The sequence below is a fragment of the Promicromonospora citrea genome, from assembly GCF_013004695.1.
Lineage (GTDB): Bacteria > Actinomycetota > Actinomycetes > Actinomycetales > Cellulomonadaceae > Promicromonospora > Promicromonospora citrea.
In genome coordinates, this window is the sequence record NZ_JABEMG010000038.1 from 1 (window position 1) to 26548 (window position 26548).

Consider the following 26548-nt stretch of genomic DNA (forward strand, 5'->3'; position numbering starts at 1 on the left):
CGCCCAGGAGGCAGTGGATCTCGCCCGGCTCGACCACCAGGTCGATGTGGTCGTTCGCGACGAGCGCGCCGAAGCGCTTGGTGATACCGCGCAGCTCGAGCCGCATGGGGTTCCTTCCCGAGATGGGGGACGTGCTCATGACAGGTCCCGGGGAACACGGCGCAGGCCGTACCCCCCGGGACCATGGTGCGTCATGTCACTGCGCGAGGTAGGACTCCACCTCGACGTCACCGGCGATGATCGACTCCTTGAGGGCCTCGACCTCGTCCCACAGGGCCGGGTCGACCTTGTCCTCGAAGTTGTGCAGCGGGGCGATGTCCACGCCGCCGTTCTCCAGGGTGCCGACGTACGGCGTCGGGTCGAACTCGTCGTTGCCCGAGGAGAGCACCGCCTCCTTCGTGGAGACGTCCATGCCCTTGAGGATGGAGGTCAGCACGATGTCCTGGGTGGTCGGGTCCGAGTCGTAGAAGTCGGCGTCGACACCGATCAGGGCGACGTCCTCGCCCGAGTCCTCGATCGCGTCGATCGCGGACTGGTAGATCGGGCCACCGACGGGCAGGATCACGTCGACGCCCTGGTCGAGGATGTTCTGCGCCGTGGTCTTCGCGGCGGGGTCGGCCGCGAAGCCGCCCGTGAACGAGCCCTTCTTGCCGTCCCAGCCGACGAGCTCGACGTTCTCGCCCTTGGTCTCGTTGTAGTAGTCGACGCCCTGCTTGAAGCCGTCCATGAAGATCGTGACGGTCGGGTAGTCCATGCCGCCGAAGGTGCCGACCTTGCCGGTCTCCGAGTAGCCCGCCGCGAGGTAGCCGGCGAGGAACGCGCCCTGCGCCGTGTCGTACAGCAGCGGCTTGATGTTGTCCGCGTCCGCGTTGCCGTCGAAGTCCGCGTCGGCCGCGTCGTCGATGATGATGTAGTCGATGTCCGGGTTGGCCGTCGCCGACTCGATGGTGGTCGCCGACAGCGCGAACCCGACCGTGACGATCGCGTCGCAGGACTCGGCCACGAGGGACTCGACGTTGCCCTTGTAGTCGTTCTCCGACGCGGACTGGACGTCGACCAGCTCGGTGCCGAGCTCGTCGGCCGCCGCCTCGGCGCCCTCGAAGCTGAGCTGGTTGAAGCTCTTGTCGTCGAAGCCACCGGCGTCCGACACGATGCAGGGCTTGAAGTCGCCGGCAGCGGCGGAGCCGTCGCCCGTGGACTCGGTGGGGGCCTCGCCGCAAGCCGCGAGCGCGAGCGCCGTTGCTCCCGCAAGGGCGGTAAGCCGAACAGCCTTCTTCACAGGTGCTCCTTCGATGTTCTTGAGGGCCGGAGGGGACCCTATACCGCACCGAGGGTAGCCAGCGCATCCTGCGTTTCGCGTTTCGAGACGGTAACCGCAGGAAGTCGTTACCGAAGCGTCATCGACCGGAACATCTTCGCGTCACCCGCGTGCCCCGGTGGCGAGGTCAGCGGACCGCGAACTGCGCCAGGGTCCGCACGCCCACGCCGATCGCCCGCTCGTCGACGACGAGGTCGCCCTGGTGCAGGTCATAGGTCCGGCCGCCCGGGGTACGCACGCCGAGACGCGCCATCGTGCCGGGCACCTTGCGCAGGTACCACGCGAAGTCCTCGCCGCCCATGGACTGCTCGGTGAGCTGCACGGCGTCGGGCCCGACGGCGTCGCGCACCGCGTCCTCGAGGTCGCACGTGGCCTCGGTCTGGTTCTCGACCGGCGGCACGCCGTGCGTGACCGTCACCGAGACGTTGACCTGGTACGGGGCGACGACCTGCTCGACCGCCTCGCGCACGATCTCGCCCGCCTTCTCCCACGCGCGCACGTCGAGGCAGCGCAGCGTGCCCTTGAGCACGCCGGTCGACGGGATGGCGTTGGGGGTCGAGCCCGCCTGCACGGCGCCCCACGTGAGGTTGACGCCCGAGCGGGGGTCGAGGCGGCGGCCCAGCACGGCAGGGGTCTGCGTGATGACCTGGCCGAGCGCGAAGACCACGTCGCCGGTCAGGTGCGGGCGCGAGGTGTGCCCGCCGGGCGACGTGATGGTCACGATCACCGAGTCGCTCGCGGAGGTGATGGGGCCGATGCGCGTGCCGACGTGCCCGACGTCGAACTTCGGGTCGCAGTGCAGCGCCGCGATGCGGTCCACGCCGTCCAGCTCGGAGGTGCGGTTGATGATGTCCTCCGCGCCGCCGGGGAAGACCTCCTCGGCCGGCTGGAAGAACAGGCGCACGCCGCGGCGCAGCCGCCCCTCCTCGTGCAGCCGGGCCAGCACGAGCCCGGCCCCGAGCACCACGGTGGTGTGCACGTCGTGCCCGCAGGCGTGCGCGACGCCCGGCTGGGTCGAGGCGAACTCCACGCCGCTGGTCTCCTGCAGCGGCAGCGCGTCGAGGTCGGCGCGCAGGCCCACGCGCCCCTCGCCGTCCGGCCCGTGGTCCGGGCCGATGTCGCACACGAGCCCCGAGCCGATCGGCAGCAGGCGGGGCTCGAGGCCCGCGGCGCGCAGCCGGTCGGCGACGGCCTGCGTGGTGCGCACCTCCTTGCGGGACAGCTCGGGGTGCGCGTGCACGTCGCGGCGGAAGGCGACGAGCTCGTCCTCCAGCTGCTCGGTCAGCTCGCCCACGCGGGCGGCCAGGCCTGCGACGACGTCCGTCGCGTTGCCCCCGGGCACGTCCCCGACGGGCATCTCGTCGTTCGAAACGATCAGATCGAAGTCGGCGAGGCTGACGGGCGGCTGGGTGGGGTTCACCACACCAACGTAGCGCCGTCCGGCTCGCGAGACACGGCCTGGACCGTGATGTCCCACCATGCGGACGTGCGGGCTCTCACAGACCGGGCGAACCGCCCGGTCGCCCCCTCAGAGCAGGTCGTCCCGCCCGCGCTCCCGCACGGCCGCGACCACGTCCTTCACCTGCTGCGCCCGGGCGCGCGTGGTGACCAGCAGCGCGTCGGGCGTGTCCACGACCACGACGTCGTCCAAGCCCAGCACCGTCACCAGGCGGCCCGACGCCGGTACCACCACCGAGCCGGCGCTCTCGATCCGCAGCACGTCGCCGGGGTCACCGAGCACCTTGGCGCCGCGGTCGTCGTCCGAGGGCAGGAGGACGGCCAGCGAGTTGTAGTCCCCGACGTCGTCCCACCCGAACGTCCCCGGGACGACGGCGACGCCGCCCGCCGCCGCGACCGGCTCGGCCACGGCGTGGTCGATCGCGATCTTCTCCAGGCCCGGCCACTCCTCCTCGAGCACCGCACCCCGGCGCGGGGTGTCCCAGGCGTCCGCGACGCGGCGCAGCGCGTCGTGCAGCGCGGGGCGCTGCTCGGCGAGGTGGCCGAGCAGCACGGACGTGCACGCGACGAACATGCCCGCGTTCCACCGGTACTCCCCCGAGGCGAGGTAGGCCCGCGCCGTCGCGGCGTCGGGCTTCTCGGTGAACCCGCGCACGTGCAGGGTGTGCGGGGCGCCCTCGACGCCGAGCGGCTCCCCCGAGCGCACGTAGCCGAACGCGGTCGACGGGCGCGACGCCGCGATGCCCACCGTCGTGACATATCCCGCACGGGCGGCGGCGACCGCCTCGCGGACCGCGAGCTGGAACGCCCGCGTGCCGCTGATCACGTGGTCGGCGGCGAACGACCCGATGACCACGTCGCCGTGCCGCCGCTCCAGGACGGCCGCCGCCAGCCCGATCGCCGCCATCGACTCGCGCGGCGCCGGCTCGGCCAGGATCGCGTCGTCGGACAGGCCGGGCAGCTGCGCGCGGGCGGCCGCGACGTGCTGCTCCCCCGTGACCAGCACGACGCCGTCGGGCCCGGCGAGGGGGCGCAGGCGGCGCTCCGTGGCCTGCAGCAACGACTCGCCCGAGCCGACGAGGTCGTGCAGGAACTTGGGCTCCCCGCCGCGCGACAGCGGCCACAGCCGCGTGCCGGACCCGCCGGCCGGTACCACTGCGAAGAAGTCGTCGATCGGGGACGATAGGTCGGCGGCCGAAGTCATGCCCCGCAGGATGTCAGCCCGGCGACGTTCGCGCAGCGATAACCTGCCGACCTCACCCGCGGACGTCCAGCAACGCGCGAGCAACCTGACGGGTGCCCGAACTTGCGACATCTCCCCTGTGGGATCAGTCACAAAGGCTGTGTCTCGATGCCCGGCAGGGCCGCCGGGCGGCGTTCGAGGCGACCAGTTGTCATTACAGTGGGGACCAGCCACCCCCAGCCGGACAGCCATAGGAGGCTCCCGAAGTGCCCACCGCACCAGCAGGCACGTTGTACCGCGGCCGAGAAGGCATGTGGTCGTGGGTCGCGCACCGCGTGACCGGCGTGCTCATCTTCTTCTTCTTGCTCGTGCACGTGCTCGACACCGCGCTGGTCCGCGTGTCCCCCGAGGCGTACAACGCAGCGATCGGCACGTACCAGACCCCGATCATGGGGCTCGGCGAGGCCGGCCTGGTCGCCGCGATCGTCTTCCACGCCTTCAACGGCATCCGCATCCTGTTGGTGGACTTCTGGGCCCAGGGCCCGCGCTACCAGAAGGTCATGCTCTGGGTGGTCGTCGGCCTGTTCGTCGTGACCATGGCGGGCTTCCTGCCCCGTCACCTCGTCAACGTCTTCACCGGGGGGCACTGATGACGCACGGAACCGCCGCTGTGGCCAAGGTGGACTCCCCGCGGTCCCCGTACGTGCGCCGCAAGACGACGCGCGGCAACTACGAGCTGTACTCCTGGGTCTTCATGCGGGCCTCCGGCGTGGTGCTGCTCGTCCTGATCTTCGGGCACCTGTTCGTCAACCTCCTGGTGGGCGACGGTGTGCACGCCATCGACTTCGGCTTCGTCGCCGGCAAGTGGGCGAGCCCGCTGTGGCAGGTCTGGGACCTGCTCATGCTGTGGCTCGCGATGATCCACGGCACCAACGGCGTGCGCACCATCATCAACGACTACGCCACCAAGGACGCGACGCGCGGCATCCTCAAGGGCCTGCTGTACCTGGCGTTCGCCGTCGTGGTCGTGCTGGGCACCCTGGTGATCTTCACGTTCGACCCGTGCCCCCCGGGCGCGCCCGCCGAGCTGCTCGCCTCCTTCTGCACGGCCTGAGCACGGCACCCGTAGCACCGGCACACCCCCAGCCCCACACCCCGAACCTCATCAGCAGGAGGCATCGAGCCCGATGCAGACCCATCAGTACGACGTCGTGATCGTCGGCGCGGGCGGCGCAGGCATGCGCGCGGCCCTCGAGTCGTCGAAGGAGGCCCGCACCGCGGTGATCTCCAAGCTGTACCCCACCCGCTCCCACACCGGTGCCGCCCAGGGCGGCATGGCCGCGGCCCTCGCCAACGTCGAGGAGGACAACTGGGAGTGGCACACCTTCGACACGGTCAAGGGCGGCGACTACCTCGTCGACCAGGACGCGGCGGAGATCCTCGCGAAGGAGGCCATCGAGTCGGTCCTCGACCTCGAGCGGATGGGCCTGCCCTTCAACCGCACGCCCGAGGGCAAGATCGACCAGCGCCGCTTCGGCGGGCACACGCGTGACCACGGCCAGTCCGCCGTCCGCCGCGCGTGCTACGCGGCCGACCGCACGGGCCACATGATCCTCCAGACGCTCTACCAGAACTGCGTCAAGCAGGAGGTGGAGTTCTTCAACGAGTTCTACGTGCTCGACCTCATCACCGACCACGACCTCACCACCGAGGAGATCGCGGCGGGCGAGGAGGTCAACGCGACCGGCGTCGTCGCCTACGACCTCGCCACCGGTGAGATCCACGTGTTCCAGGCCAAGGCGATCATCTTCGCCACCGGCGGCGCAGGCAAGATCTTCAAGACCACCTCGAACGCCCACACCCTCACGGGTGACGGCATGGCCCTGGCCTACCGCCGCGGCCTGCCGCTGGAGGACATGGAGTTCTTCCAGTTCCACCCGACAGGCCTCGCGGGCCTCGGCATCCTCCTGTCGGAGGCCGCCCGCGGCGAGGGCGGCATCCTGCGCAACGCCGACGGCGAGCGCTTCATGGAGCGGTACGCCCCCACCATCAAGGACCTCGCGCCGCGCGACATCGTCGCCCGGTCGATGGCCAACGAGGTGCGCGAGGGCCGCGGCGCCGGCCCGAACAAGGACTACGTGCTGCTCGACCTGACGCACCTCGAGCCCGCGCACATCGACGCGAAGCTCCCGGACATCACCGAGTTCGCGCGCACCTACCTCGGCATCGAGCCGTACACGGAGCCCGTCCCCGTCTACCCGACGGCGCACTACGCGATGGGCGGCGTGCCGACCAACGTGCAGGGCGAGGTGCTGCGCGACGGCGTCAACGTCGTCAAGGGCCTGTACGCCGCCGGCGAGGTCGCGTGCGTGTCGGTGCACGGGTCCAACCGCCTCGGCACCAACTCGCTGCTCGACATCAACGTCTTCGGCAAGCGCTCGGGTCGTGCGGCCGCCGCGTACGCCAAGACCGCGTCGTTCCACGAGCTGCCCGAGAACCCCGCCGAGCGCGTGGTCGCGCAGCTCGAGGAGATGCGCAACCGCCCGGACGGCGAGCGCGTCGCGGACATCCGCAAGGCGCTGCAGGAGACCATGGACCTCAACGCCCAGGTGTTCCGCACGGGCGAGTCCCTGAACCAGGCCCTGTCCGACATCCGCGAGCTGCAGAAGCGCTACCGCAACGCGTCGGTGCAGGACAAGGGCAAGCTCTTCAACACCGACCTGCTGGAGGCCATCGAGCTCGGCTTCCTGCTCGACATCGCCGAGGTCACCGTGGTCGCGGCGATCAACCGCAAGGAGTCGCGCGGCGGTCACTACCGCGAGGACTTCCCGCAGCGCGACGACTCGAACTACATGCTGCACACGATGGCCTACCGCCGACCGCCGGAGGCCTCCGACAAGGCCGAGGGTCACGTGAAGGGCTACTTCGACCACGTCGAGCAGTTCGACGGCTACAAGGTCGTCCTGGGCTCGAAGCCCGTCATCCAGACCCGGTACGAGCCGATGGAGCGTAAGTACTGATGACTGCCACTCTCGAAGCCGACGCACCGTCCGCCGCGGGCGAGATCCCCTCGTTCACGGTCACGCTGCGGGTCCGGCGGTTCAACCCCGAGGTGTCCGACGAGGCCACCTGGCAGGACTTCACCGTCGAGGCGCACGGCACCGACCGCATCCTCGACGCCCTGCACAAGATCAAGTGGGACGACGACGGCTCGCTCACGTTCCGCCGGTCGTGCGCGCACGGCGTGTGCGGCTCGGACGCGATGCGGATCAACGGCCGCAACCGTCTCGCCTGCAAGACGCTGCTCAAGGACGTCAACCCCGACAAGCCGATCACCGTCGAGCCCATCAAGGGCCTGCCCGTGGTCAAGGACCTCGTGGTCGACATGGAGCCGTTCTTCGCCTCCTACCGCGAGATGATGCCGTTCCTCATCACGTCGGGCAACGAGCCGTCGCGCGAGCGCTACCAGTCCCCCGAGGACCGCGCCCGCTTCGACGACACGACCAAGTGCATCCTGTGCGCCGCGTGCACGTCGTCCTGCCCGGTGTTCTGGACGGACGGCCAGTACTTCGGCCCGGCCGCGATCGTCAACGCGCACCGCTTCATCTTCGACAGCCGTGACGAGGGTGGCTCGCAGCGCCTCGAGATCCTCAACGACAAGGAGGGCGTGTGGCGCTGCCGCACGACCTTCAACTGCACCGAGGCGTGCCCCCGCGGCATCGAGGTCACGAAGGCCATCCAGGAGGTCAAGCGCGCGATGATCACCCGCGCCTTCTGACCCCGCCGAGGTAGTCACCTGGCGAGGTAGTCACGTAGCGAGGTAGTCATCGGGCAGGTGACTACCTCGCTACATGACTACCTCGCCAGGTGACTACCTCGCCACGTGACTACCTCGGCGGGGCGGGGTTGGACATCCAGGCGCAGGTCAGGAGCAGGGCGCGTGCCAGGAGGTTGACCAGCACGAGGATCGTGACCACCACGGCGAACGACGCCAGCAGCGCGTTGCGTGACGCCGCCTCGGTGACCAGCTCCGTGCCGAGGTAGCGCAGCCCGCCGGCCAGGACGCCGACCACCAGCGCACCGCCCACCAGGTCGCGCCGCGCAGGGCGCACGCCGCCCACCCACCGCACGACGGCGGCCACCACCGCCGCGTCGAGCAGCAGCGTCACCAGCGCGCCGCCCGCGCGCACGGCGAACGACACCACACCGCCGTCCAGGCCGAGCGACTCCAGCACCCAGGGCACCGCCGCGGCCACCGCCACGCTCGACGCCGCGGTGACGAGCACGCCGACGCCCAGCAGCACGAAGCCCAGGAGCTGCCGCAGCCGCTCGGTGACCAGGTTCCCGGCGCCGTCCGTCTCGCCGAACATCGCGCGCACCGAGCTGCGCAGCGCCCCCATGAACCCCGTCGCCGACCAGAGCAGCACGAGGGCGGCGACGACCGACGTCCAGCTCAGCCCCGTGGACAGCACGAGGTCCGACGGCGCCAGCACACCCCCGCCGCCGGTGTCCACCAGCCCGGGCAGCCAGGTGTCCACCTCCGTGAGGACGGCGTCGCGCAGGGCCGCGTCGCCGCCGAGCACCCGCACGAGGATCGTCCAGCCGATGGCGAGGGCGGCGAACAGCGAGAACAGGGCCGCGTACGCCATGCCGCCGCTGAGGACGGGTCCGTTGGCGGTGGTGAACCGCTCGAGCGCCCGGGCGGGGCGCGTCGCCTGCCAGCGCGCCCACAGCGCCGTGCCGAGCTCGATCAGCCGCTTCATCGCGCCGAGCCTATGCGGACGCCGCCCAGCTCACCGGGCGGGCGGTGAACCGTCTCAGGACCGGCCGAGCGGGAACGCCGCCTGCGGCCGCCAGATCCCGTCGTCGCCGTGCTCGTACTGGTAGAACCGGTCGACGTCGAACTCGGCCGAGTAGTCGGCCATCGCCTCGAACGCCTTGTCGAGGGCCGCGTCGGGCACCTCGTGGGCGATGGTGACGTGCGGGTGGTAGTTGAACCGCAGCTCGCCGTCGAGGATGCCCGACCGCACCGCCTGCTCGAGCTGCTCGCACTCGGCGATCCCCTGCGACAGCGCCACGAACACCACGGGCGAGACCGGCCGGAACGTGGCCGTGCCGCGCAGCTGCACGCGGAAGGGCGGCGCGGAGGCCGCGACGGCCGCCAGGTGCGCGCGCGCCTCGGCGAGCTGGTCGGCCTCCAGCACCGTGGGTCCCAGCAGCGTGATGTGCGGCGGGATGAACCGCGCGAGCGGGTCGTCGACCGCCGTCCGCGCGGCGCTCAGCTCCGCGGCGTACGGCTCCGGGATCTCGATCGCGATCCCGATGCGGATCTGGCCGGGTCCCCGTTCAGGGATGTTCACCGCTCGCCTCGTGCGGGCAGCAGCCCGAACCGCTCGTACAGCCGCTCGAGCACGGGCTGCGCGATCTCACGGGCCCGGTCGGCGCCGTCGGCCAGCACCTTGTCGAGCTGCGCCGGGTCGGCGAGGTACGTGTTCGCCCGCGCCTGGAACGGCTCGAGGAAGGCGACGACGGCGTCGGCCAGGTCGACCTTGAGGTACCCGTAGCCGCGGCCGTCGTACTCCGTGGCGATCTCGTCGACGTCGCGGCCCGTGACCGCGGAGAAGATGGTGAGCAGGTTCGAGATGCCGGGCTTGGCGACCGGGTCGAACCGCACACCGTACGACTCGTCCGCGTCCGTGACGGCGGACTTGATGGCCTTGACCGCCTTCTTCGGGTCCTCCAGCAGCCAGACGACGCCCTTGCCGCCCGTGCTGGACTTGCTCATCTTGGCACCCGGGTCCTGCAGGTCCTGGATCTTGGCCACGGCCTTGACGATGTGCGCCTCCGGGACGACGGCGGTGCCGTCGCCGAACCGGGTGTTGAGCCGCTGCGCGAGGTCACGGGTGAGCTCGAGGTGCTGGCGCTGGTCCTCGCCCACGGGCACGAGCGCCGCGTCGTACAGCAGGATGTCCGCCGCCATGAGCACGGGGTAGGTGAACAGGCCCACCGTGGTGCCGTCGCTGCCCTGCTTCGCGGACTTGTCCTTGAACTGGGTCATGCGGCTCGCCTCGCCGAACCCCGTCTGGCAGCTCAGCAGCCAGGCCAGCTCGGCGTGCGCCGCGACGTGCGACTGCACGAAGAGCACCGAGCGCTCCGGGTCGATGCCGCCCGCCAGGTACTGCGCCGCGGTACGTCGCGTGCGCTCGCGCAGCAGCGCCGGGTCCGGGTTCACCGTGAGGGCGTGCAGGTCGACCACGCAGTACAGCGCGTCGTACGAGTCCTGCAGCGCGATCCACTGCGACAGGGCGCCGATGTAGTTGCCCAGGTGGAGCGAGCCGTCGGTGGGCTGCATCCCGGAGAAGATGCGCTGGCGGGTGGTACGGCCGGCGTCGGCAGCCGCGCCGGCCGCGGTCGGGGAATCGGTGGACATGCTCAACATTCTGGCAGGTCCGTGCGCGCTCACCGAATCGCCAGGTCGGCCGTCGGGTCCCGTGGTCAGGTCGCCTCGTCGTCGTAGGGCGCCCTGCCCGGTTCGGCGGCGGGAGCGGCCGACCTCGGGCTCCCGTTCGGGCCCCCGTCGCGGTCCGCGGTGCGGCTGTACGGCGGCGGGCTGTCGTCCAGGAGGGCGTCGCGCACGATCTTGCGCGGGTCGTACTGCCGCGGGTCGAGCTTCGACCAGTCGACGTCGCTGAACTCGGGCCCGAGCTCGTCGTCGACTCGGGCCTTCGCCGTCTGCAGGAGGTCGCGGCCGCGGCGCACGAGGGCACCGAGCTGCTCCGCGTACCCCGGCAGCCGTTCGGGGCCGATGACGAGCATCGCGACCACGATGATGATCACGAACTCCCAGCCGTTGATGCCGAACACGCTCTGAGCCTACTGCCCGCTCGACCGCTCCTGGAGCACGACGCGTATCTCACGCTCGTCGTCCCCCGACCGCACCTGCAGCGTCACCGGGTCGCCCGGCGCCTTCGCGCGGATGGCCACGATCAGCTCGTCGGCCACGGACACCGGCCTGCCGTCGATCGCCAGGATCACGTCGCCCGGCTCGATGCCCGCCTGGTCGGCCGGGCCGCCCGGCGTGACGGCGGGCGTCCCCTGCTGCGGCTCGGACGCCACCTGCACGCCCTCGCCCTGGTACGTCGGGTCCAGGAGGACGCCGATGACCGGGAAGGTGGCCGTGCCCGTCTCGATGAGCTGCTCGGCCGTGTGGCGCGCCTGGTTGGACGGGATGGCGAAGCCGAGCCCGATGTTGCCCGTGGCCGTCGTGGTGCCGGGGCCCTGGGCGATCGCCGAGTTGATCCCGATCACCTCGCCCGCCGAGTTGACGAGGGGGCCGCCGGAGTTGCCCGGGTTGATCGCGGCGTCGGTCTGGATGGCGTCGATGAACGCGGCCTCCGCGGCCTCGCCCGCCTTCACGGGGCGGTGCAGCGCGCTGACGATGCCCGTCGTCACCGTCGCCTCGAGCCCGAGCGGCGACCCGACGGCGAGCACCGCGTCGCCGACGACGACGTCGTCCGAGTCGCCCAGCACGAGCGGCTCCAGACCCGTCTCGTCGACGCGGATGACCGCGAGGTCGTAGTCCGGCGTCGCGCCGACCAGCTCGGCCTCCTGCTCGTGGCCGTCGGCGAACGTCACCACGACGTCGGCGCCGTCGGCGGCCTCCGCGACCACGTGGTTGTTCGTGAGGATGTAGCCGTCCTCCTGGAGGATCATCCCGGAGCCGGTCGCGACACCCTGCGCCGCACGCACCTCGATCGACACGACGCTCGGGAGCGCGGCCGCCGCGATCGCCGCGACGGAGCCCTCCGGGCGCTCGACGGGGGCCGTGCCACCGGCCGGCTGCGGCAGCGCGACGTCGGCCGGGCGGGCCGGACCCTGTGCGTCGAGCAGCGCGTACGCGCCCGCGCCGCCGCCCGCCCCCGCGAGGAGGCTCAGCAGCACGACGCCAACCACGGCGCCCGCACCGACCCGACCGCGTCGCGGTGGCGCGGGGTCCTCGGCGGGCGTCTCCTCCGTCTCGCCCGCACCCGTGGCGCCGAACGTGCCCGACGGCGCGCGCACCGTCATCATCGGCACCGGCGCCGTGAGGCGCTCCGTGACGTGACCGGAGCCCTGCCCGGCAGCCGGCGCGGGTTCACCGGCCGGCGGCGCAGACCGCTCCCCCGGCTGCGCGGCGGGTGCCGGCGGCTCCTGGGCAGGCCGGGCGGCGCGCGGCGTCGGCGGCGCGAACGGGTTCTCGTCGGTCATGGGCTCTCGATGGCTCCTGTCACGGTGTGCCACCCGCGGGCGATGCGGGGCAGGACCCCGGCATCGTAGCCATGCTCACCGAACGATGCCACGAGCTGGGTCAGCACCTCCTCGGGCGCCTCCGCGACGACGTCGACGACCATGTCGTCCGACTGCCACGCCACGTGGGTCGGCTCGGTCGCGAGGACCTGCACGCCGCCGGGAGCCGCGTCGTCGCCCGGGGCGAGCTGGCCCGCGCGCTCACGGACCACCGCACGCCCGTCCGGTCCGGTCAGGTCGATCTCGAGCGTCTGCCCCTTGTCACCCACGAGGCGCATCGCCGAGACGGTGTACCCGGCGGGCAGCTCGGCGGGCGCGACCCAGCCGTGATCCTCGGCCCAGTCGAGCGCCGCGGCCGTCATGTCGTCCGGGGACTCGTCGAACGTGGCGAGCACGTCCTGCCCCGCCGCGACGTCGTCCGGACCGGTGCGCCCCAGCATGGTCATGCTGGTCTGCGCGGAGAGCTGCGGGGAGACCACGGGCATGTCGCCCAAGCTGAACAGGGCAAGGCCCAGGACGCCGACGCCGCCGACGCCGAGCGCCGCGATCCGGGCGGTGCGCCGACGCCGCGCCGACCGCTCGATGCTGCCGTCGAAGCGGGCGCTGCCCGCGAAGCCGCCCGTGAACGACGCCGTCTGCCACGCGGGCGCGGCCAGCGGGTCCGGGCCGAGCAGCGGGCGGCGCAACGGGTCCTCGTCCGTGGGCGGGATGCTCGCCTGGAGCGCCATGAGGCGCGCCGTGAGCGCCGGGTCCGGCACCACGTCGGCGGCCGACGAGAGGGCACGCCGGGCCGCGCGGGCCGTGTCGAGCTCGCGGGCGCACAGGCGGCACGTCGTCACGTGGCAGAGCGCCTTCTCGGTCTCGGCGGGCGAGAGCTGGCCGTCGGCCAGCGCGCTGATCAGGTCCCCGAGATGGCCCATCACGCACCCCCGCGGGTCGGGGCAAGATGCTCCAGCGCGTCGCGCAGCTGGGCCCTGGCGCGGTGGATGCGGGAGCGCACGGTACCCAGCTTCACGCCAAGGGTCACGGCGATCTCCTCGTAGCTCAGGCCCTCGATGTCGCACAGCACCACGGCCGCACGGTACTCGGGGCGCAACGCGTCGAGCGCTCGCTGCACGTCCTCGTCGAGGTTGGCGTGCTCGTAGCCGCGCTCCGGCCGACCGAAGTCGCCGGTGTCGGCCACGTGGCTGTCGTCGTCGCCCATCGCCTCCATGCGGATGCGCTTCTTGCGACGCGCGCCGTCGAGGAAGAGGTTGGTCGTGATGCGGTGCAGCCAGCCCTCGAACGTGCCGGGCGTGTAGCTCGACAGGGACCGGAAGACGCGGATGAACGTCTCCTGCGTGAGGTCCTCCGCGTCCTGCTTGTTGCCCGTCAGGCGGTAGGCCAGGCGGTAGACGCGTGCGGAGTGCTCCCGCACGATCTCCTCCCACGTGGGCGGCTGCCAGGGCATGGCGGCGGCACCGGCGCCCGAGGGGGCCGGTGCGCCTGCGTCTGCTGCGCGAGTACTCACAGAAGTCATCGTCCTCTCAACGCACGTGTCGGCCCAGTCGTTCCCACGGGCTGTACCCTGACGCCGCACGTGATGCACACATCTGGACGAGTCCAGCGGAGGAAGCCATCAGCACAGCGGAGCCGTCGGGCCACGGCAGGGTCGCGGCCTGGGTCTACAGCGAGGCCTTCGTCCCCGAGGACGAGGTGCTGCTGCGTGCCCGCGAGCGGGCCGCCGAGCTCGGCACGCCCGCCGTGCTGCCCGGCGTCGGCGCGGTGCTGCGGGTGCTGGCCGCCGCGACCGGCGCACGCGCCGTGGTCGAGGTCGGCACGGGAGCGGGCGTCGCGGCGCTCTGGCTGCTGCGGGGCATGCCGCTCGACGGCCAGCTCACGACCATCGACCGGGAGGTGGAGCACCAGCGGGCCGCGCGGGTCGCGTTCGCGGAGGACGGCGTCGCGCCGCAGCGCACGCGCATCATCCCCGGCCGGCCGGGCGACGTGCTGCCCCGCCTCACGGACGCCGCGTACGACCTGGTGCTGGTGGCGAGCGACCCGCTCTCCTACCCGGAGTACGTGGACGAGGCCCTGCGCCTGCTGCGGCCGGGCGGCGTGCTCGCCGTCGACGGGGCCTTGCTGCGGGACAGGGTCGCGGACCCGGCGCGCCGCGACGAGCTCACCACCGTCGTGCGCGAGGTCGGCCGGGCGCTGCGCGCCGACGACCGGGTGCTGCCCGCCATGCTGCCGAGCGGGGACGGGCTGCTGCTGGCCGTCCGCCGCTGAACCACGCCGGGGCAGCTCGGGCGGCGGACAGCCGGGACGAGGGGGCCGAGGGGCCCGGGGTACCGCCAGGACGGAGCCGTCGGCGCGTGGGCCGTCGGCGACGAGACCGTCAGCCAGAGGTCAGGCGACGACGGTCTGGAGAGCGTCGCCGAGCTCGCTCGCCTCGGTCGCGTTCAGCTCGACGACGAGCCGGCCGCCGCCCTCGAGCGGCACACGCATGACGATGCCGCGCCCCTCCTTGGTGACCTCGAGCGGTCCGTCACCCGTCCGCGGCTTCATCGCAGCCATGTGTGGCTCTCCCATTCCGTTGTCCGGTGTCTAGCAGCGTTCATGTTCCCGGCGAACGCCGAGGGCACGGACCCATTCTAGTTCAATTGGCGCCCCTTACTTTCCACCGGCGACATTCCGTTCGGGTCTCGAAGTCAGGCCAGGCCGCGCACGGCGGCCGCGGGCGGCGCCTCGTCCCGCACCGCCGCCACGAGGTCGAGCACGCGTCGGGTGGCCTGCACATCGTGGGCCCGGAACACCCGCGCACCGAGCCACGCGGCGACCGCGGTGGCGGCCAGCGTGCCCTCGAGCCGCTCATCGGCCGGCAGGTCCAGCGTCTCGCCGACGAAGTCCTTGCGGGACAGCGCCATCAGCAGCGGGAACCCGAGCCCGGCGAGCGTGCCCGTGCGGCGCAGCAGCTCCAGCGAGTGCCACGTGTTCTTGCCGAAGTCGTGCGTGGGGTCCACGAGCACCGACGCGCGCGGCACCCCGGACGCCACGGCGCGCTCGGCGCTGCGGCGCAGGGTCGCCACGACGTCGTCGAGCAGGCCGCCGGGGTACTCGACCCGGTGCGGGTCGGTGCGGGGCACCGCCCCGCCCGTGTGCGAGCAGACGACGCCGACACCCGCCGCGCCCGCCACCTCCACGAGGTGCGGGTCGTGGCCCGCCCACGTGTCGTTGATCAGGTCGGCGCCCGCGTCGATCGCCGCCCGCGCGACGCCGGCCCGCCACGTGTCGACCGACACGAGCAGGTCGGGCACGGCCGCGCGGACCGCCGCGACGAACGGCACGACGCGGCGGATCTCCTCCGCCTCGTCGACGGGATCGCCGGTCCCCGCCCGCACGCCGCCGACGTCGAGGATCTCCGCGCCGTCGGCGTACGCGCGCTCGGCCGCCGCGAGCGCCGCCGCGTCGTCGGGCACGCGCGCGGGAGCGTAGAACGAGTCGGTGGTGCGGTTGAGCACGGCCATCACGACGGGGCGCACGGCGCGTCCGTCGCGGCCCAGCTCGCGGCCGCGCAGCACCAGCGGCGGGGACGACGGCGGGACGGGGGCGGGGTCGGCCACCTACGCGCCGCCCAGGGTGGTCGGCAGCCAGAGGCCCTGCGCCCCCGGGCCCGCTGCCTCCTCCTGCTCCTTCTCCGCCACCGCGGCGGCCTGCAGTGCGGCCTGCTCCGCCGCGATCTGGTGGGCACGCTCGACGACGTGCCGCACGGCCTCGGCGGGGTCGTCGGTGAGGTAGATGATGTCGAGGTCGGCCTCGCTGATGGTGCCGTGCTCGAGCACGCTGGTGCGGAGCCAGTCCATGAGCCCGCCCCAGTAGCTCCTGCCGACGAGGACGAGCGGGAACTGCGTGACCTTGTGCGTCTGGACGAGCGTGACGGCCTCGAACAGCTCGTCGAACGTGCCGAACCCGCCGGGCATGACGATGAAGCCCTGCGCGTACTTGAGGAACATCGTCTTGCGCGCGAAGAAGTAGCGGAAGTTGATGCCCAGGTTGACGTACTGGTTGACGCCCTGCTCGAAGGGCAGCTCGATGCCGAGCCCCACCGACGTGCCGCCCGCCTCGGCGGCGCCCTTGTTGGCGGCCTCCATGATCCCGGGGCCGCCGCCCGTGATGACGGCGTAGCCCGCCTCGACCAGCATCCGGCCGACGTCCTCGCCCGCCCGGTAGTCGGGGTGGTCGGGCTTGGTCCGGGCCGACCCGAAGACCGAGACGGCGGGCCCCAGCTCCGCGAGGGCGCCGAAGCCCTCGACGAACTCGCTCTGGATGCGCATGACCCGCCACGGGTCGCTGTGCAGCCAGTCGGTGTCCTGGTCGGAGGCCAGCAGCCGCTGGTCGGTCGTGGTCTTCGGGATCTGGTTCCCGCGGAGGAGCACCGGTCCGCGGCGGTACCCGCGGCCGGTCTCCGGGAGGCCTTCGTCGCTCATGCGCCCACGCTATCCGTCGAGCAGCCAGGCTCGCAGCGCGTCACGGCACTGCGCGAGCTGCGCGACGGGGAGGCGTTCGTCGTCCTTGTGGGCGAGCAGGGGGTCGCCGGGCCCGAAGTTGACGGCGGGCACGCCGAGCTCGGCGAACCGCGCGACGTCGGTCCACCCGTACTTCGGGGCGGGCGCGCCGCCGGTGGTGTCGAGCACGGACCGTACGAAGGCGGCGGCGAGCGGGTCGTCGAGGCCGGGCCGAGCGCCGCCCGCGGCGTCGGTCACCTCGACGTCGAAGCCCTCGAAGACCTCGCGCAGGTGCGCCTCCGCCTCGGCCACGTCCCGCGACGGCGCGAACCGGTAGTTCACCTCGACGGTGCACGCGTCGGGGATGACGTTGCCCGCGATGCCGCCCTCGATGCGCACAGCGTTCAGGCCCTCGCGGTAGACCAGGCCGTCGACCTCGACCTCACGCGGCTCGTAGGCGGCGAGGCGGGCGAGCACGGGCGCGACCGCGTGGATGGCGTTCTCGCCGGTCCAGGCGCGTGCCGAGTGGGCGGCGACGCCGCGGGTGCGCACCTCGACGCGCATCGTCCCGTTGCAGCCGCCCTCGATGCCGGCGTTCGACGGCTCGCCCAGGATGGCGAAGTCGCCGTGCAGCAGCTCCGGGTGGTTGCGGGCCAGGCGGCCCAGGCCGTTGAGCGACGAGTCGACCTCCTCGTGGTCGTAGAAGATCCACGTGAGGTCGTGCGCGGGCAGGCGGCCGGGCGCGCCGAGCTCGGCGGCCAGCGCGACCGCGACCGCCACCCCGCCGAGCATGTCGACCGTGCCGCGGCCCCACAGCACCGCGTCGGGCCCTGCGCCCTCGAGCCGCGTCGGCAGGTTGTCCGCGACCGGCACCGTGTCGATGTGCCCCGCGACCACGACGCGGCGGTCGCGGCCCAGGTCGGTGCGGGCGACGAGCGCGTCGCCGTCGCGCACGAGCGTGAGGTGCGGCAGGTCGCGCAGCAGGCCCTCGATCGCGTCGGCGAGCTCCTTCTCCGCGCCGCTCACGGACGGGATGTCGCACAGCGCGCGGGTGAGGTCCACGAGGTCCGCGCCGGGGCCGGCCGGGTCGAGCAGAACGGGGTCGATCGAGGTGTCCACAGGCCCACCCTAGGTGCTGCCCGGGTTCGTTAGGCTGGGCGCATGACGACCGCATGGGGCTTCGGCCTGGCCACGATCGCCGACGACGGCACCACTCTCGACACCTGGTACCCCGCCCCGGCCCTCGGTGACGCCCCGGCCGGCGCGACCGCGCCCGGGTCCCTCGCGGCGCTCGAGGGCACCGACGAGGTGCGGCGCGTCCGGCTCGAGGTCGTGAGCACGCAGATCGACCTCGCCGACCCGCCGAAGGACGCGTCCGACGCGTACCTGCGCCTGCACCTGCTGTCGACCCGCCTCGTGCCGCCGCACGGCCTGAACCTCGACGGCATCTTCGGCGTGCTGGCCAACGTCGTGTGGACGAGCGCGGGGCCGTGCGCGGTCGAGGGCTTCGAGGAGACGCGCGCGCGGCTGCGCACCCGTGGCCCGGTCGCGGTCTACGGCGTCGACAAGTTCCCGCGCATGGTCGACTACGTGATGCCGTCGGGTGTCCGCATCGCCGACGCCGACCGCGTGCGCCTGGGCGCCTACCTCGCCCCCGGCACGACCGTGATGCACGAGGGGTTCGTCAACTACAACGCGGGCACGCTCGGCACCTCCATGGTCGAGGGCCGCATCTCCGCGGGCGTCACCGTGGGCGACGGGTCCGACGTCGGTGGCGGCGCCTCGATCATGGGCACGCTGTCCGGCGGCGGCAAGGAGGTCGTGTCCCTGGGCGAGCGGTGCCTGCTCGGCGCCAACGCGGGCCTCGGCATCCCGCTCGGCGACGACTGCGTGGTCGAGGCGGGCCTGTACGTCACGGCGGGCACCAAGGTCACCATCCTCGGTGCCGCGGTCGACCCGACCGGCGACGGCACGGCGGCCGTCAAGGCGCGCGAGCTCGCGGGCCGCAGCAACCTGCTGTTCCGCCGCAACTCCACGACCGGCACCGTCGAGGTGCTCGACCGCACGGGCGTCGGCATCGAGCTGAACGACGCGCTGCACGCGAACTGACGCCCCTCCCCAGGACGCACCGCACAGAAGTACGCGAGGAAGCACGCATGGCACTCGTGGCCGAGGTTGCCCCGCCTCCCGCCGCACCCCGGCGCCCGGTCCGGCGCGCCCTCCGGTACGTGGTCGCGATCGCGTCGGTGTGCGCGGTGGCGACCGTCGGCGTCGTCGTCGGGCTCAACCGCCTGACGGGCGGCGGGCCCGTCACCGAGCGGTGCACCGCGGAGCTCGACGGGTCGGACTGGTTCCTCTCCCCCGACCAGGCCGACAACGCCGCGCTCGTGGCCGGCACGGCCGTCGCCCGCGGGCTGCCCGCCCGGGCCACGACGATCGGCCTGGCCACGGCCCTGCAGGAGTCGAAGCTCATCAACATCGACCACGGTGACCGGGACTCCGTGGGCCTGTTCCAGCAGCGGCCGTCCCAGGGCTGGGGCACCGCCGAGCAGATCATGGACCCCGTGTACTCGGTCAACGCGTTCTACGACGTGCTCGTCGAGGTCGAGGGCTACGAGGACATGGCCGTCACGGACGCCGCGCAGACGGTCCAGCGGTCGGCCTACCCCCAGGCGTACGCGCAGCACGAGATGCGCTCCCGGGCCTGGGCGTCCGCCCTCACCGGCAACTCCCGCGGCGTGCTGTCGTGCGAGCTCGGTCCGGTCGCGGACGCCGACCAGCGGGCGCCCGAGGCCGCACGGGACACGGTGGCCGGCCGGCTGGGCCGGGACCTCGGGCTCGCGCCGGCGACCGACGGGGCGGCCGAGACCAGGCAGGACCCGGCGTCGTCGGCCGTGACCGTGGACGCGACGCCGCTCACGCCCGACGACCCCGAGCGCGGCGCGTGGGCGACGGCCCAGTGGGCGGTCGCCACCGCCAAGGCGACGCAGGCGATCGAGGTGCGCGTGGCCGACCAGGTGTGGCTCCGCGAGGAGGCCGCGTGGCTCCCGGCGGAGAGCCCGCTGCCCCCGGGCCAGGTCCGCATCGTCGCCGACGCATCCGAGTAACCCCGCCCCGCCGAGGTAGTCACTTGGCGAGGTAGTCACGTAGCGAAGTAGTCACCCGGCGCGCGCCAGGTGACTACCTCGCCCCATGACTACCTCGCCAGGTGACTGCCTCGCCACGTGACTACCTCGGCGGCGGGGTTAGTTGCCGGCGTCGGTCATGAAGCCGCCGAGGCCCGAGGCGTTGCCGCCCTCGTCCTGGCGCGGCTGCGGTCGCTCGTAGTCGTCCTCGACGTGCAGCTCGGTGACGTCGTCGCCGAGCTGGGCCAGCAGGGCGTGCCGGGCCTCGCGACGTCGGCGCTGCTCCAGGGGCTCCGGCACGGGCGCCGCGGCGATGAGCCGCTGCGTGTACTCCTCGCGGGGGTGGTGCAGCACCTCCTCGCGCGGGCCCTGCTCCACGATGCGGCCGTTCTGCAGCACCACCACGCGGTGGGCGAGCAGGTCGATCACCGCGAGGTCGTGGCTCACGAACAGGCACGCGAACTTGTACCGCTCCTGCAGCGCCGTGAACATCTTCAGCACGTTGGCCTGCACCGACACGTCGAGGGCCGACGTCGGCTCGTCCGCCACCAGCAGCTCGGGGTCGAGCGTGAGGGCGCGGGCGATGCTGACCCGCTGCCGCTGGCCGCCCGAGAGCTCGTGCGGGTAGCGGTTGTAGACGCTGCGCGGCAGCTCGACGGCGTCGAGCAGCTCGAGCACGCGGCGGCGGCGGGACTTGTCGTCGCCTTCCTTGTGCACCACGAGCGGCTCGGCGATGACGTCACCGATCGGCAGGCGCGGGTTGAGCGAGGACGCCGGGTCCTGGAAGACCACGCCGATGCGCCGGCGCATGGCCTTGAGCTCCTTGCCGCGCATCTTCCTGAAGTCGTTGCCGAGCAGCGACACCGAGCCGGACGCGGCGGGGATGAGACCCAGCGCGCACTTCGCGATGGTCGACTTGCCGGAGCCCGACTCCCCCACGAGACCGACGATCTCGCCCTGCGCCACCGACAGCGTGATGTCGTCGCACGCGCGGAACGTCGGCTTGCCGACGCGGCGGTACTCGATGACGAGGTTGCGCAGGTCGAGGGCCGGCAGGTCCTCCGGGGCCGCCGTCACGGCAGCCACGTCGCCGAACTGGCCGGGGCCCGCACCCAGGTGCGGCACGGCGGCGAGCAGGCGCTTGGTGTACTCGTGGCGGGGGTGGTTGAGCACCTGGTCCGCCGTGCCCGTCTCGACGAGGTCGCCCTTGAGCATGACGGCGACGCGGTCGGCCATGTCCGCCACGACGCCCATGTTGTGGGTGATGAGCAGGATGCCGGTGTTCAGCTTGTCCTTGAGCGAGCGCAGCAGGTCGAGGATCTCGGCCTGCACGGTGACGTCGAGCGCCGTCGTCGGCTCGTCCGCGATGATCACCTTGGGGTCGCACGCGATGGCCATGGCGATGACGACGCGCTGCCGCTGACCGCCCGAGAGCTCGTGCGGGTACTGCTTGAGCCGGCGCTCCGGCTCGGGGATGCCCACCATGGCGAGGAGCTCGGCGGCGCGCGCCGTGGCCTGCTTGCCGAAGGCGATGCCGTGCAGCTGGAGGCCCTCGGTGAGCTGGTCGCCGATGGTGAGCACCGGGTTGAGCGCCGTCATCGGCTCCTGGAACACCATGGCGACGTCGTTGCCTCGCATGTCGCGCAGCGCCTTGCCGTCGAGGGCGTTCACCGTCTTGTCGCCGACGCGCACGGTGCCGTTGATCCGCGCGTTGCGCGGCAGCAGGCCCAGCGCGGTCATCGACGTGACCGACTTGCCGGAGCCGGACTCGCCCACGAGCGCGACGACCTCACCGGGGCGGACCTCGAGGTCGATGCCCTTGACCGCGTGCACGTCGCCGAACTCGGTCTTGAAGGTGACGTCGAGGCCCTCGAAGGAGAGGACCGCGTCGCCGGTCGCGGAAGCCGGACCGGGCGTGCTGATGTCGAGAGTGGTCATCCTCAGTCCTTGGTCCGGTTCTGGCGGGGGTCGAAGGCGTCACGCAGGCCGTCGCCGATGAAGTTCACGCACAGGGCGATGGTCAGGATCATGATGCCGGGCCACCAGAACAGCCACGGCCGCGTGGTGAACGCCGCCTGGTACTCCGAGATGAGCGTGCCGAGCGAGGTATCGGGCGGCTGCACGCCGAAGCCGAGGTAGCTCAGCGACGTCTCGAGCAGGATCGCGCTCGAGATGGAGAGCGTGGCGGACACGATGATCACGCCGACGGCGCTGGGCAGCACGTGCTTGGTGATGATGCGCCACGCGCCGGTACCGACCGCCTGCGCCGCGAGCACGAAGTCACGCTCGCGCAGGGACAGCACCTCGCCGCGCACGAGGCGGGCCAGGCTGGTCCATGTCACCAGGCCGAGCACCAGGGCGAGGCCCCAGATGCCGGAGTCGCCCGCCATGCGGCCGAGGACCGCGGCGACCGCCAGCAGCGGGATGATGATGAACACGTCGGTGATCCGCATGAGGATCGCCTCGATCCAGCCGCGGTAGAACCCGGCCAGCGCCCCGATGAGCGTGCCGACGACGGTCGAGATGATGCCGACGGCGAACGCGATGATGAGCGAGAACTGCGTGCCGCGCATCACCAGCGAGAAGTAGTCCTTGCCGCCGGTGTCCTGGCCGAACGGGTACTCCCACGTGGGCGCGCCGTCGCCGATCTTGTCGTACTGGAGCGTGTAGTCCTTGGGCCACCAGCCCGGGATCGGGCCGATGCCGATGGACGTGAACGCGACGACGATGATCACGCCCAGCACGATCATCGACGTGATGGCGCCGCGGTGCCGGAAGAACCGGCGTGCCACGAGCTGGCCCTGGCTGTAGGACTTGTCCTCGCCGGGCAGCGGCGCGGCCGAGCCACCGGCCGCGAGACCGACGGCGTCGGTGCTCGCGGGGCCGATCTGCGGCTCGTAGTCCTCGCCGTCCGGGTTGCTGTTCCTGATGTCACTCATGTCTGTGTCTCCTGCCGTCGCCCGCGCTCAGCGCCGGATCCGGGGGTCGAGGGCCGCGTACGCGAGGTCTGCCACAAGGTTCATCAGCACGGCGGCGACACCGGTGACGAGGAAGAACGCCATGACCGGCGCCGGGTCGACCGCGTTGAGGCCGTCCTGGAACAGCGCGCCCATGCCCTTCCAGCCGAACACCTGCTCCGTGATGACCGCGCCGCCGATGAGCGCGGCGAAGTCGAACGCGACGATCGTCGTGATGGGGATCAGGGCGTTGCGGAACGCGTGCTTGACGATGACCTCGCGCTCGGACAGGCCCTTCGAGCGGGCCGTGCGCACGTAGTCCTGGTTGAGCGTCTCCAGCATCGACGAGCGGGTGTAGCGCGAGTGGGTGGCCACCGAGACCAGCGTGAGCAGGACGGTCGGCAGGATGATCTGCGTGCCCATGTCGAGCACCCGCTCCCAGAAGTCGCCCGTGAAGTTCGGCGTCTGCGAGCCGATCGTCGAGATCGGCCGCGACTTGAGGCCCAGGAAGCTCGCCCAGTTGGCGATGAGGATGTCCCCGACCACCAGGAGGCTCGTGATGACGCCCGTGACCAGGGTGACGAGCACGGCCTGCCGGCGGGAGAACCCGCCCCAGGCGGCGCCGATGCCGGCCGAGACGAGCAGGGTGAGCACGAACAGCCCGGCGAGGAGCAGCCAGGACGGCTGGTTGACCAGGAGCGGCGCGAAGGCGAGGTAGGCGACGACACCGACGACGGTGGTGGTGAGCGCCGCGTACAGGACGCGCCGGTTGCGCAGGCCCGTGACCAGCGCGGTGACCAGCACGCCCGCGGCGCCGGACACCACGAGCACGCCCGCGAGGCCGAAGGTGGGCTCGCGCCACCAGTTGAGCGCGTTGAAGACGAACATCACGACGGCGACGAAGGCGAAGGCCGAGCCCGCCGTGACCAGGCGCCGGCGCGTCGAGCCGCCCAGGACCGCCTGCAGCACGAAGCCGACGACGGCCGCCGCGATGACGATGGTCCAGGGCGCGTACTGGCCCACCGCGATCCAGTTGTTGTACTGGATGGCGGCGTACTCCTTGAGCAGCGTCGCGGCCCAGAACACCGGCAGCGAGAAGAAGAGGAAGGCGCTGAACGTGATGGTGTAGTCGAAGCCCGAGTACTGGCGGATGGCGGTGAGGATGCCGAGCGCCACGCCGACCACGATGGCGAGCAGCGTGGCCAGGGTGATGAGCCGCAGCGACGATGCCGCGGCCTGCTGCGTCAGGCCGAGGACCTGGACGCCGTTGATCGTCACGCCCAGGTCGCAGTTGCCGGTGAAGCAACCGAGCACGCCGGAGAGCCAGTCCCAGTAGCGCTCGAGCGGGCTGTCGTCGAGCCGCAGGAGCTCGGCCCGCTGGGCCATGAGCTGCTCACGGTTCTGCGCGTTCGACTCGCGCAGGTCCTTGAGCGGGTCACCGGAGTTGATGACCAGCATGTACATGAGGAACGACGCACCGAGCAGGACGAGCGCCGAGACGCCGATGCGCCGGAGGATGAACTTGAGCACGGGTTGCCCCTTCGAGGCGGACGCAGCACGGCGTCTGCTGAGGAAAGCGATCAGTGGGTCACTGTAGGGCACAGGATGAAATGCGCCACCATCGACCCTGGTCAGGTCAGGAAATTATCCGGCCGGTGCCGGACAGCCCTGCGGGGAAGGGAACAGCTGCTCCCTTCCCCGCAGGTACTGCGTCAGCCGCGCGTCAGGAGGCGCGGGACCACTGCTCGGCGTTCCACACCACGCCGCCCTGGGCGGCGGTGGCACGCACGTTCGACACGCTGGAGCTGCTGGCGATCACGCCCGGGTGGGCGAACAGCGGGATACCGAAGAGGGTGTCCCACAGCTGCTTCTCGATGACCACGCGCTGCTCGGCGTGGACCGCCTCGTCCGTGGTCGAGGAGAGCGTCTTCCATGCCTCGTCCACGGTCTCGTCGGAGTACTTGCCGTAGTTCTGCTGACCGGTGGACGAGTAGATGTTCTCGCCCGAGGTGATCTGGCCGGAGCCCTGCCACGCGAAGAGCGCGACCTCGTAGTCACCGTTCGGCAGGTCCTTGTCGAAGAAGTCCTCGGCCGCCGAGTCCTGGATGTCGAAGCCGACCTGGTCGCACGAGGCCTTGATGGCCTCGACCTCGGCCGCGCGGCGCGGGTTCGGGGCGGCGTAGCCGATCCGGATCGTCGTGCCCTCCTCGAGGCCCGCGGCCTCGAACTTCTCCTTGGCGGCGTCGAGGTCGACCTCGTCGTACCGGCCGTCGTAGGCCTCGGACACGGTGGCCTCGTAGTCCTCCGTCTGGAAGGGGAAGACCTCGCGGGCGTTCATGACGACGGCCTCGGGGTCGATCGGCTTGATCAGGTCGTCCACGATCTTCTGGCGGGGCACGCAGTACGCGAACGCCTCGCGCGCCTCCAGGCTGTCGGCGAAGACGCCGGAGCCGAAGTTGAAGTCGAGGTGCTCCCAGGTCAGGGTCTGACCCGTCTCGACCTTCACCGCGTCGCCGAGCTGCTCGAGCTGCTGCACCGTGTCGACCGTCGGGCCGTTCGGGTTGATCGCGTCGAGGTCACCGTTGGCGAGCGCCTGGATCTGCGCGTCGGCGCCGACCACGCGGAACGTCAGCTCCTTGGTCGCGGCGGGCGTGCCCCAGTACTTGTCGTTCGCCTCGAGGGTGATGTACTGGCCGGCCTCCCAGCCGTCGGCCTTGAAGTCGTACTGGCCCGTGACGGGCGCCAGCGCGGGGTCGGGGACCTCGCCCGGCTGCGACAGCCAGCCCTCGTTCCAGAACTCCGCGGCCTTCTTCAGGACGTCCATGTCGAGGTCCTGGATCGCGGTGACGAGCTCCTCGGTGGAGACGCCGGCCTGCTCGGCCACGACGTGGGCCGGGAACGGCGAGTTGATGAGGATCCGCCAGTCGGCGTTGACGCGCTCGTAGTCGTAGGTGAACGACTTGGCGTCCGGCGAGTCCGCCTGCGGGCCCTCGGGCACGTAGTCACCCAGGGTCAGGCCGGAGATGTGGTTGAACAGCGGGGTCTCGCTCGCGTCGTCCGTGACCTTGCCGTCCTCGGTGACGGCCTGGGCGGCCCAGTCGAGCAGGTAGTCCGCGTAGGTGACGGGCGTGCCGTCCGACCACGCGGCCTCGTCGTTGAGGGTGTACTCGACCTGCAGCGGGTCCTCGGACACGGCCTCGTAGGTGCCGTAGGCCTCGTCCGGGCACACCGTGCCGTCGACGCCCCAGTACCAGAAGCCGCTGAACAGCCGGTCGGTGACCGCGGTGTTGTACGTGGAGTACGTCTCCGGCGTGTTCGAGTTGTAGCCGAGGAACTCGTCCTCGTTGGAGACCTTGATCTCGCCGTCGGCCGTGGTGACGTCGCCGATGTCCGCCTTGCAGGGGCCGTCGGCCGCCGCCGAGGCGGCCGTGCTCTCACCCTCGGCCGGCTCGTCGTTGCCCGCCGGGCTGGTGCACGCCGAGAGCAGCAGCGCGCCACTGGCGGCCACTGCGACGGCGGCGCTCAGTCGCCTGATCTTCAATGTTCCTCCTCAGGGGAATGCCGGTGCCGGACAGCCGGCGCCGCGCCGCAGCGCGCGACCGGGTGAGACGTCCGTCACCGTCATGGTTTCCGCTCACGCTACTCACGCGTTGGGAGGATTTGCCCAAGTTCGCCGTCGGGTGGATCTGATCGTTACCGACCTGATATCGCCCCGTAGCGGCACCGTCGCCGCGCAA

Annotated in this window: 25 protein-coding genes; 7 read left to right on the forward strand and 18 right to left on the reverse strand. The window is 71.9% G+C overall.

What is annotated here, in order from left to right; genetic code table 11:
• Positions 1-196: 196 nt before the first annotated feature.
• The 3 genes from HLB15_RS09670 to HLB15_RS09680 all read right to left on the reverse strand — a co-directional run bounded on the left by HLB15_RS09670 (position 197) and on the right by HLB15_RS09680 (position 3980).
• A complete protein-coding gene (locus HLB15_RS09670; protein ID WP_171105086.1) occupies positions 197-1279 on the reverse strand; it encodes a BMP family lipoprotein in 1083 nt (360 codons plus the stop codon).
• Positions 1280-1445: 166 nt separating this feature from the next.
• Entirely contained in the window at positions 1446-2675 is a 1230-nt protein-coding gene (locus tag HLB15_RS09675; RefSeq protein ID WP_171105113.1) for an amidohydrolase, read from the reverse strand.
• A gap of 171 nt (positions 2676-2846) precedes the next feature.
• Positions 2847-3980 (reverse strand): mannose-1-phosphate guanylyltransferase, encoded by a 1134-nt coding sequence (locus HLB15_RS09680; protein WP_171105087.1) that lies wholly within the window; start codon positions 3978-3980, stop codon positions 2847-2849.
• A 245-nt stretch (positions 3981-4225) separates the two neighbouring features.
• On the opposite strand from HLB15_RS09680, the gene sdhC reads away from it, so the two are divergent.
• The 4 genes from sdhC to HLB15_RS09700 all read left to right on the forward strand — a co-directional run bounded on the left by sdhC (position 4226) and on the right by HLB15_RS09700 (position 7737).
• The gene (gene sdhC, locus HLB15_RS09685) at positions 4226-4609 is read left to right on the forward strand and encodes a succinate dehydrogenase, cytochrome b556 subunit (protein WP_171105088.1); all 384 of its coding nucleotides are present in this window, start codon (positions 4226-4228) and stop codon (positions 4607-4609) included.
• Positions 4609-5073, forward strand: a complete 465-nt coding sequence (locus HLB15_RS09690) for a succinate dehydrogenase hydrophobic membrane anchor subunit (protein ID WP_171105089.1) — start codon at positions 4609-4611, stop codon at positions 5071-5073. Before sdhC ends, HLB15_RS09690 begins: the two co-directional genes overlap by 1 nt.
• A 73-nt stretch (positions 5074-5146) precedes the next feature.
• A complete protein-coding gene (gene sdhA, locus HLB15_RS09695; protein WP_171105090.1) occupies positions 5147-6979 on the forward strand; it encodes a succinate dehydrogenase flavoprotein subunit in 1833 nt (610 codons plus the stop codon).
• Positions 6979-7737: a succinate dehydrogenase iron-sulfur subunit gene (locus HLB15_RS09700; protein ID WP_171105091.1), complete on the forward strand. Its 759-nt coding sequence runs from the start codon at positions 6979-6981 to the stop codon at positions 7735-7737. The genes sdhA and HLB15_RS09700 overlap by 1 nt, the downstream gene beginning before the upstream one ends.
• A 109-nt stretch (positions 7738-7846) precedes the next feature.
• Here HLB15_RS09700 and HLB15_RS09705 read toward each other — a convergent pair whose 3' ends face one another.
• From HLB15_RS09705 to sigE, 7 genes are all read right to left on the reverse strand, one after another.
• The gene (locus tag HLB15_RS09705) at positions 7847-8722 is read right to left on the reverse strand and encodes a YihY/virulence factor BrkB family protein (RefSeq protein ID WP_171105092.1); all 876 of its coding nucleotides are present in this window, start codon (positions 8720-8722) and stop codon (positions 7847-7849) included.
• Positions 8723-8776: 54 nt separating this feature from the next.
• A complete protein-coding gene (locus HLB15_RS09710) occupies positions 8777-9319 on the reverse strand; it encodes a 2'-5' RNA ligase family protein (RefSeq protein WP_171105093.1) in 543 nt (180 codons plus the stop codon).
• Positions 9316-10389 carry a tryptophan--tRNA ligase gene (trpS, locus tag HLB15_RS09715; RefSeq protein ID WP_171105094.1) on the reverse strand — a complete coding sequence of 358 codons (1074 nt, stop codon included), beginning with the start codon at positions 10387-10389 and terminating at the stop codon, positions 9316-9318. The genes HLB15_RS09710 and trpS overlap by 4 nt, the downstream gene beginning before the upstream one ends.
• A gap of 65 nt (positions 10390-10454) precedes the next feature.
• The gene (locus HLB15_RS09720; RefSeq protein ID WP_171105095.1) at positions 10455-10823 is read right to left on the reverse strand and encodes a twin-arginine translocase TatA/TatE family subunit; all 369 of its coding nucleotides are present in this window, start codon (positions 10821-10823) and stop codon (positions 10455-10457) included.
• A gap of 9 nt (positions 10824-10832) precedes the next feature.
• Positions 10833-12206, reverse strand: coding sequence for a S1C family serine protease (locus tag HLB15_RS09725; RefSeq protein ID WP_171105096.1), 1374 nt, complete (start codon positions 12204-12206; stop codon positions 10833-10835).
• Complete coding sequence (locus tag HLB15_RS09730) at positions 12203-13165, reverse strand: zf-HC2 domain-containing protein (protein WP_171105097.1); 963 nt, start codon at positions 13163-13165, stop codon at positions 12203-12205. Before HLB15_RS09730 ends, HLB15_RS09725 begins: the two co-directional genes overlap by 4 nt.
• Positions 13165-13764, reverse strand: coding sequence for an RNA polymerase sigma factor SigE (gene sigE / locus HLB15_RS09735; protein WP_171105098.1), 600 nt, complete (start codon positions 13762-13764; stop codon positions 13165-13167). Before sigE ends, HLB15_RS09730 begins: the two co-directional genes overlap by 1 nt.
• A 176-nt stretch (positions 13765-13940) precedes the next feature.
• Between sigE and HLB15_RS09740 the strand changes: the two genes are divergently transcribed.
• Positions 13941-14513 (forward strand): O-methyltransferase, encoded by a 573-nt coding sequence (locus HLB15_RS09740; RefSeq protein ID WP_308424931.1) that lies wholly within the window; start codon positions 13941-13943, stop codon positions 14511-14513.
• Between the two features lie 120 nt (positions 14514-14633).
• Here HLB15_RS09740 and HLB15_RS09745 read toward each other — a convergent pair whose 3' ends face one another.
• The 4 genes from HLB15_RS09745 to dapE form a co-directional block, all read right to left on the reverse strand.
• Positions 14634-14801: a DUF3117 domain-containing protein gene (locus HLB15_RS09745; protein WP_119138860.1), complete on the reverse strand. Its 168-nt coding sequence runs from the start codon at positions 14799-14801 to the stop codon at positions 14634-14636.
• Positions 14802-14935: 134 nt separating this feature from the next.
• Positions 14936-15847, reverse strand: a complete 912-nt coding sequence (gene folP / locus HLB15_RS09750; RefSeq protein WP_171105099.1) for a dihydropteroate synthase — start codon at positions 15845-15847, stop codon at positions 14936-14938.
• Positions 15848-16711 carry an LOG family protein gene (locus HLB15_RS09755; RefSeq protein WP_171105100.1) on the reverse strand — a complete coding sequence of 288 codons (864 nt, stop codon included), beginning with the start codon at positions 16709-16711 and terminating at the stop codon, positions 15848-15850.
• A 9-nt stretch (positions 16712-16720) separates the two neighbouring features.
• Positions 16721-17848 (reverse strand): succinyl-diaminopimelate desuccinylase, encoded by a 1128-nt coding sequence (dapE, locus tag HLB15_RS09760; RefSeq protein WP_171105101.1) that lies wholly within the window; start codon positions 17846-17848, stop codon positions 16721-16723.
• A gap of 42 nt (positions 17849-17890) precedes the next feature.
• Between dapE and dapD the strand changes: the two genes are divergently transcribed.
• A complete protein-coding gene (gene dapD / locus HLB15_RS09765; protein ID WP_171105102.1) occupies positions 17891-18838 on the forward strand; it encodes a 2,3,4,5-tetrahydropyridine-2,6-dicarboxylate N-succinyltransferase in 948 nt (315 codons plus the stop codon).
• Positions 18839-18885: 47 nt separating this feature from the next.
• Entirely contained in the window at positions 18886-19836 is a 951-nt protein-coding gene (locus HLB15_RS09770) for a hypothetical protein (protein WP_171105103.1), read from the forward strand.
• A gap of 138 nt (positions 19837-19974) precedes the next feature.
• Here HLB15_RS09770 and HLB15_RS09775 read toward each other — a convergent pair whose 3' ends face one another.
• From HLB15_RS09775 to HLB15_RS09790, 4 genes are all read right to left on the reverse strand, one after another.
• On the reverse strand, positions 19975-21792 hold the full coding sequence (locus HLB15_RS09775) for an ABC transporter ATP-binding protein (RefSeq protein WP_171105104.1): 1818 nt from the start codon (positions 21790-21792) through the stop codon (positions 19975-19977).
• A gap of 2 nt (positions 21793-21794) precedes the next feature.
• Positions 21795-22793, reverse strand: coding sequence for an ABC transporter permease (locus HLB15_RS09780; protein ID WP_171105105.1), 999 nt, complete (start codon positions 22791-22793; stop codon positions 21795-21797).
• A gap of 27 nt (positions 22794-22820) precedes the next feature.
• Complete coding sequence (locus tag HLB15_RS09785; RefSeq protein ID WP_171105106.1) at positions 22821-24341, reverse strand: ABC transporter permease; 1521 nt, start codon at positions 24339-24341, stop codon at positions 22821-22823.
• A 193-nt stretch (positions 24342-24534) separates the two neighbouring features.
• A complete protein-coding gene (locus HLB15_RS09790; RefSeq protein ID WP_171105107.1) occupies positions 24535-26352 on the reverse strand; it encodes an ABC transporter substrate-binding protein in 1818 nt (605 codons plus the stop codon).
• Positions 26353-26548: the final 196 nt, after the last annotated feature.

What these genes read in the sequence shown, in the direction of transcription:
- HLB15_RS09675 (WP_171105113.1), bottom strand. Translation starts at nt 2,675, where the DNA reads ATGCCCGTCGGGGACGTGCCCGGGGGCAACGCGACGGACGTCGTCGCA.
- HLB15_RS09680 (WP_171105087.1), bottom strand. Translation starts at nt 3,980, where the DNA reads ATGACTTCGGCCGCCGACCTATCGTCCCCGATCGACGACTTCTTCGCA.
- HLB15_RS09690 (WP_171105089.1), top strand. Translation starts at nt 4,609, where the DNA reads ATGACGCACGGAACCGCCGCTGTGGCCAAGGTGGACTCCCCGCGGTCC.
- sdhA (WP_171105090.1), top strand. Translation starts at nt 5,147, where the DNA reads ATGCAGACCCATCAGTACGACGTCGTGATCGTCGGCGCGGGCGGCGCA.
- HLB15_RS09700 (WP_171105091.1), top strand. Translation starts at nt 6,979, where the DNA reads ATGACTGCCACTCTCGAAGCCGACGCACCGTCCGCCGCGGGCGAGATC.
- HLB15_RS09705 (WP_171105092.1), bottom strand. Translation starts at nt 8,722, where the DNA reads ATGAAGCGGCTGATCGAGCTCGGCACGGCGCTGTGGGCGCGCTGGCAG.
- trpS (WP_171105094.1), bottom strand. Translation starts at nt 10,389, where the DNA reads ATGTCCACCGATTCCCCGACCGCGGCCGGCGCGGCTGCCGACGCCGGC.
- HLB15_RS09725 (WP_171105096.1), bottom strand. Translation starts at nt 12,206, where the DNA reads ATGACCGACGAGAACCCGTTCGCGCCGCCGACGCCGCGCGCCGCCCGG.
- HLB15_RS09730 (WP_171105097.1), bottom strand. Translation starts at nt 13,165, where the DNA reads ATGGGCCATCTCGGGGACCTGATCAGCGCGCTGGCCGACGGCCAGCTC.
- sigE (WP_171105098.1), bottom strand. Translation starts at nt 13,764, where the DNA reads ATGACTTCTGTGAGTACTCGCGCAGCAGACGCAGGCGCACCGGCCCCC.
- HLB15_RS09745 (WP_119138860.1), bottom strand. Translation starts at nt 14,801, where the DNA reads ATGGCTGCGATGAAGCCGCGGACGGGTGACGGACCGCTCGAGGTCACC.
- HLB15_RS09755 (WP_171105100.1), bottom strand. Translation starts at nt 16,711, where the DNA reads ATGAGCGACGAAGGCCTCCCGGAGACCGGCCGCGGGTACCGCCGCGGA.
- dapD (WP_171105102.1), top strand. Translation starts at nt 17,891, where the DNA reads ATGACGACCGCATGGGGCTTCGGCCTGGCCACGATCGCCGACGACGGC.
- HLB15_RS09770 (WP_171105103.1), top strand. Translation starts at nt 18,886, where the DNA reads ATGGCACTCGTGGCCGAGGTTGCCCCGCCTCCCGCCGCACCCCGGCGC.
- HLB15_RS09775 (WP_171105104.1), bottom strand. Translation starts at nt 21,792, where the DNA reads ATGACCACTCTCGACATCAGCACGCCCGGTCCGGCTTCCGCGACCGGC.
- HLB15_RS09780 (WP_171105105.1), bottom strand. Translation starts at nt 22,793, where the DNA reads ATGAGTGACATCAGGAACAGCAACCCGGACGGCGAGGACTACGAGCCG.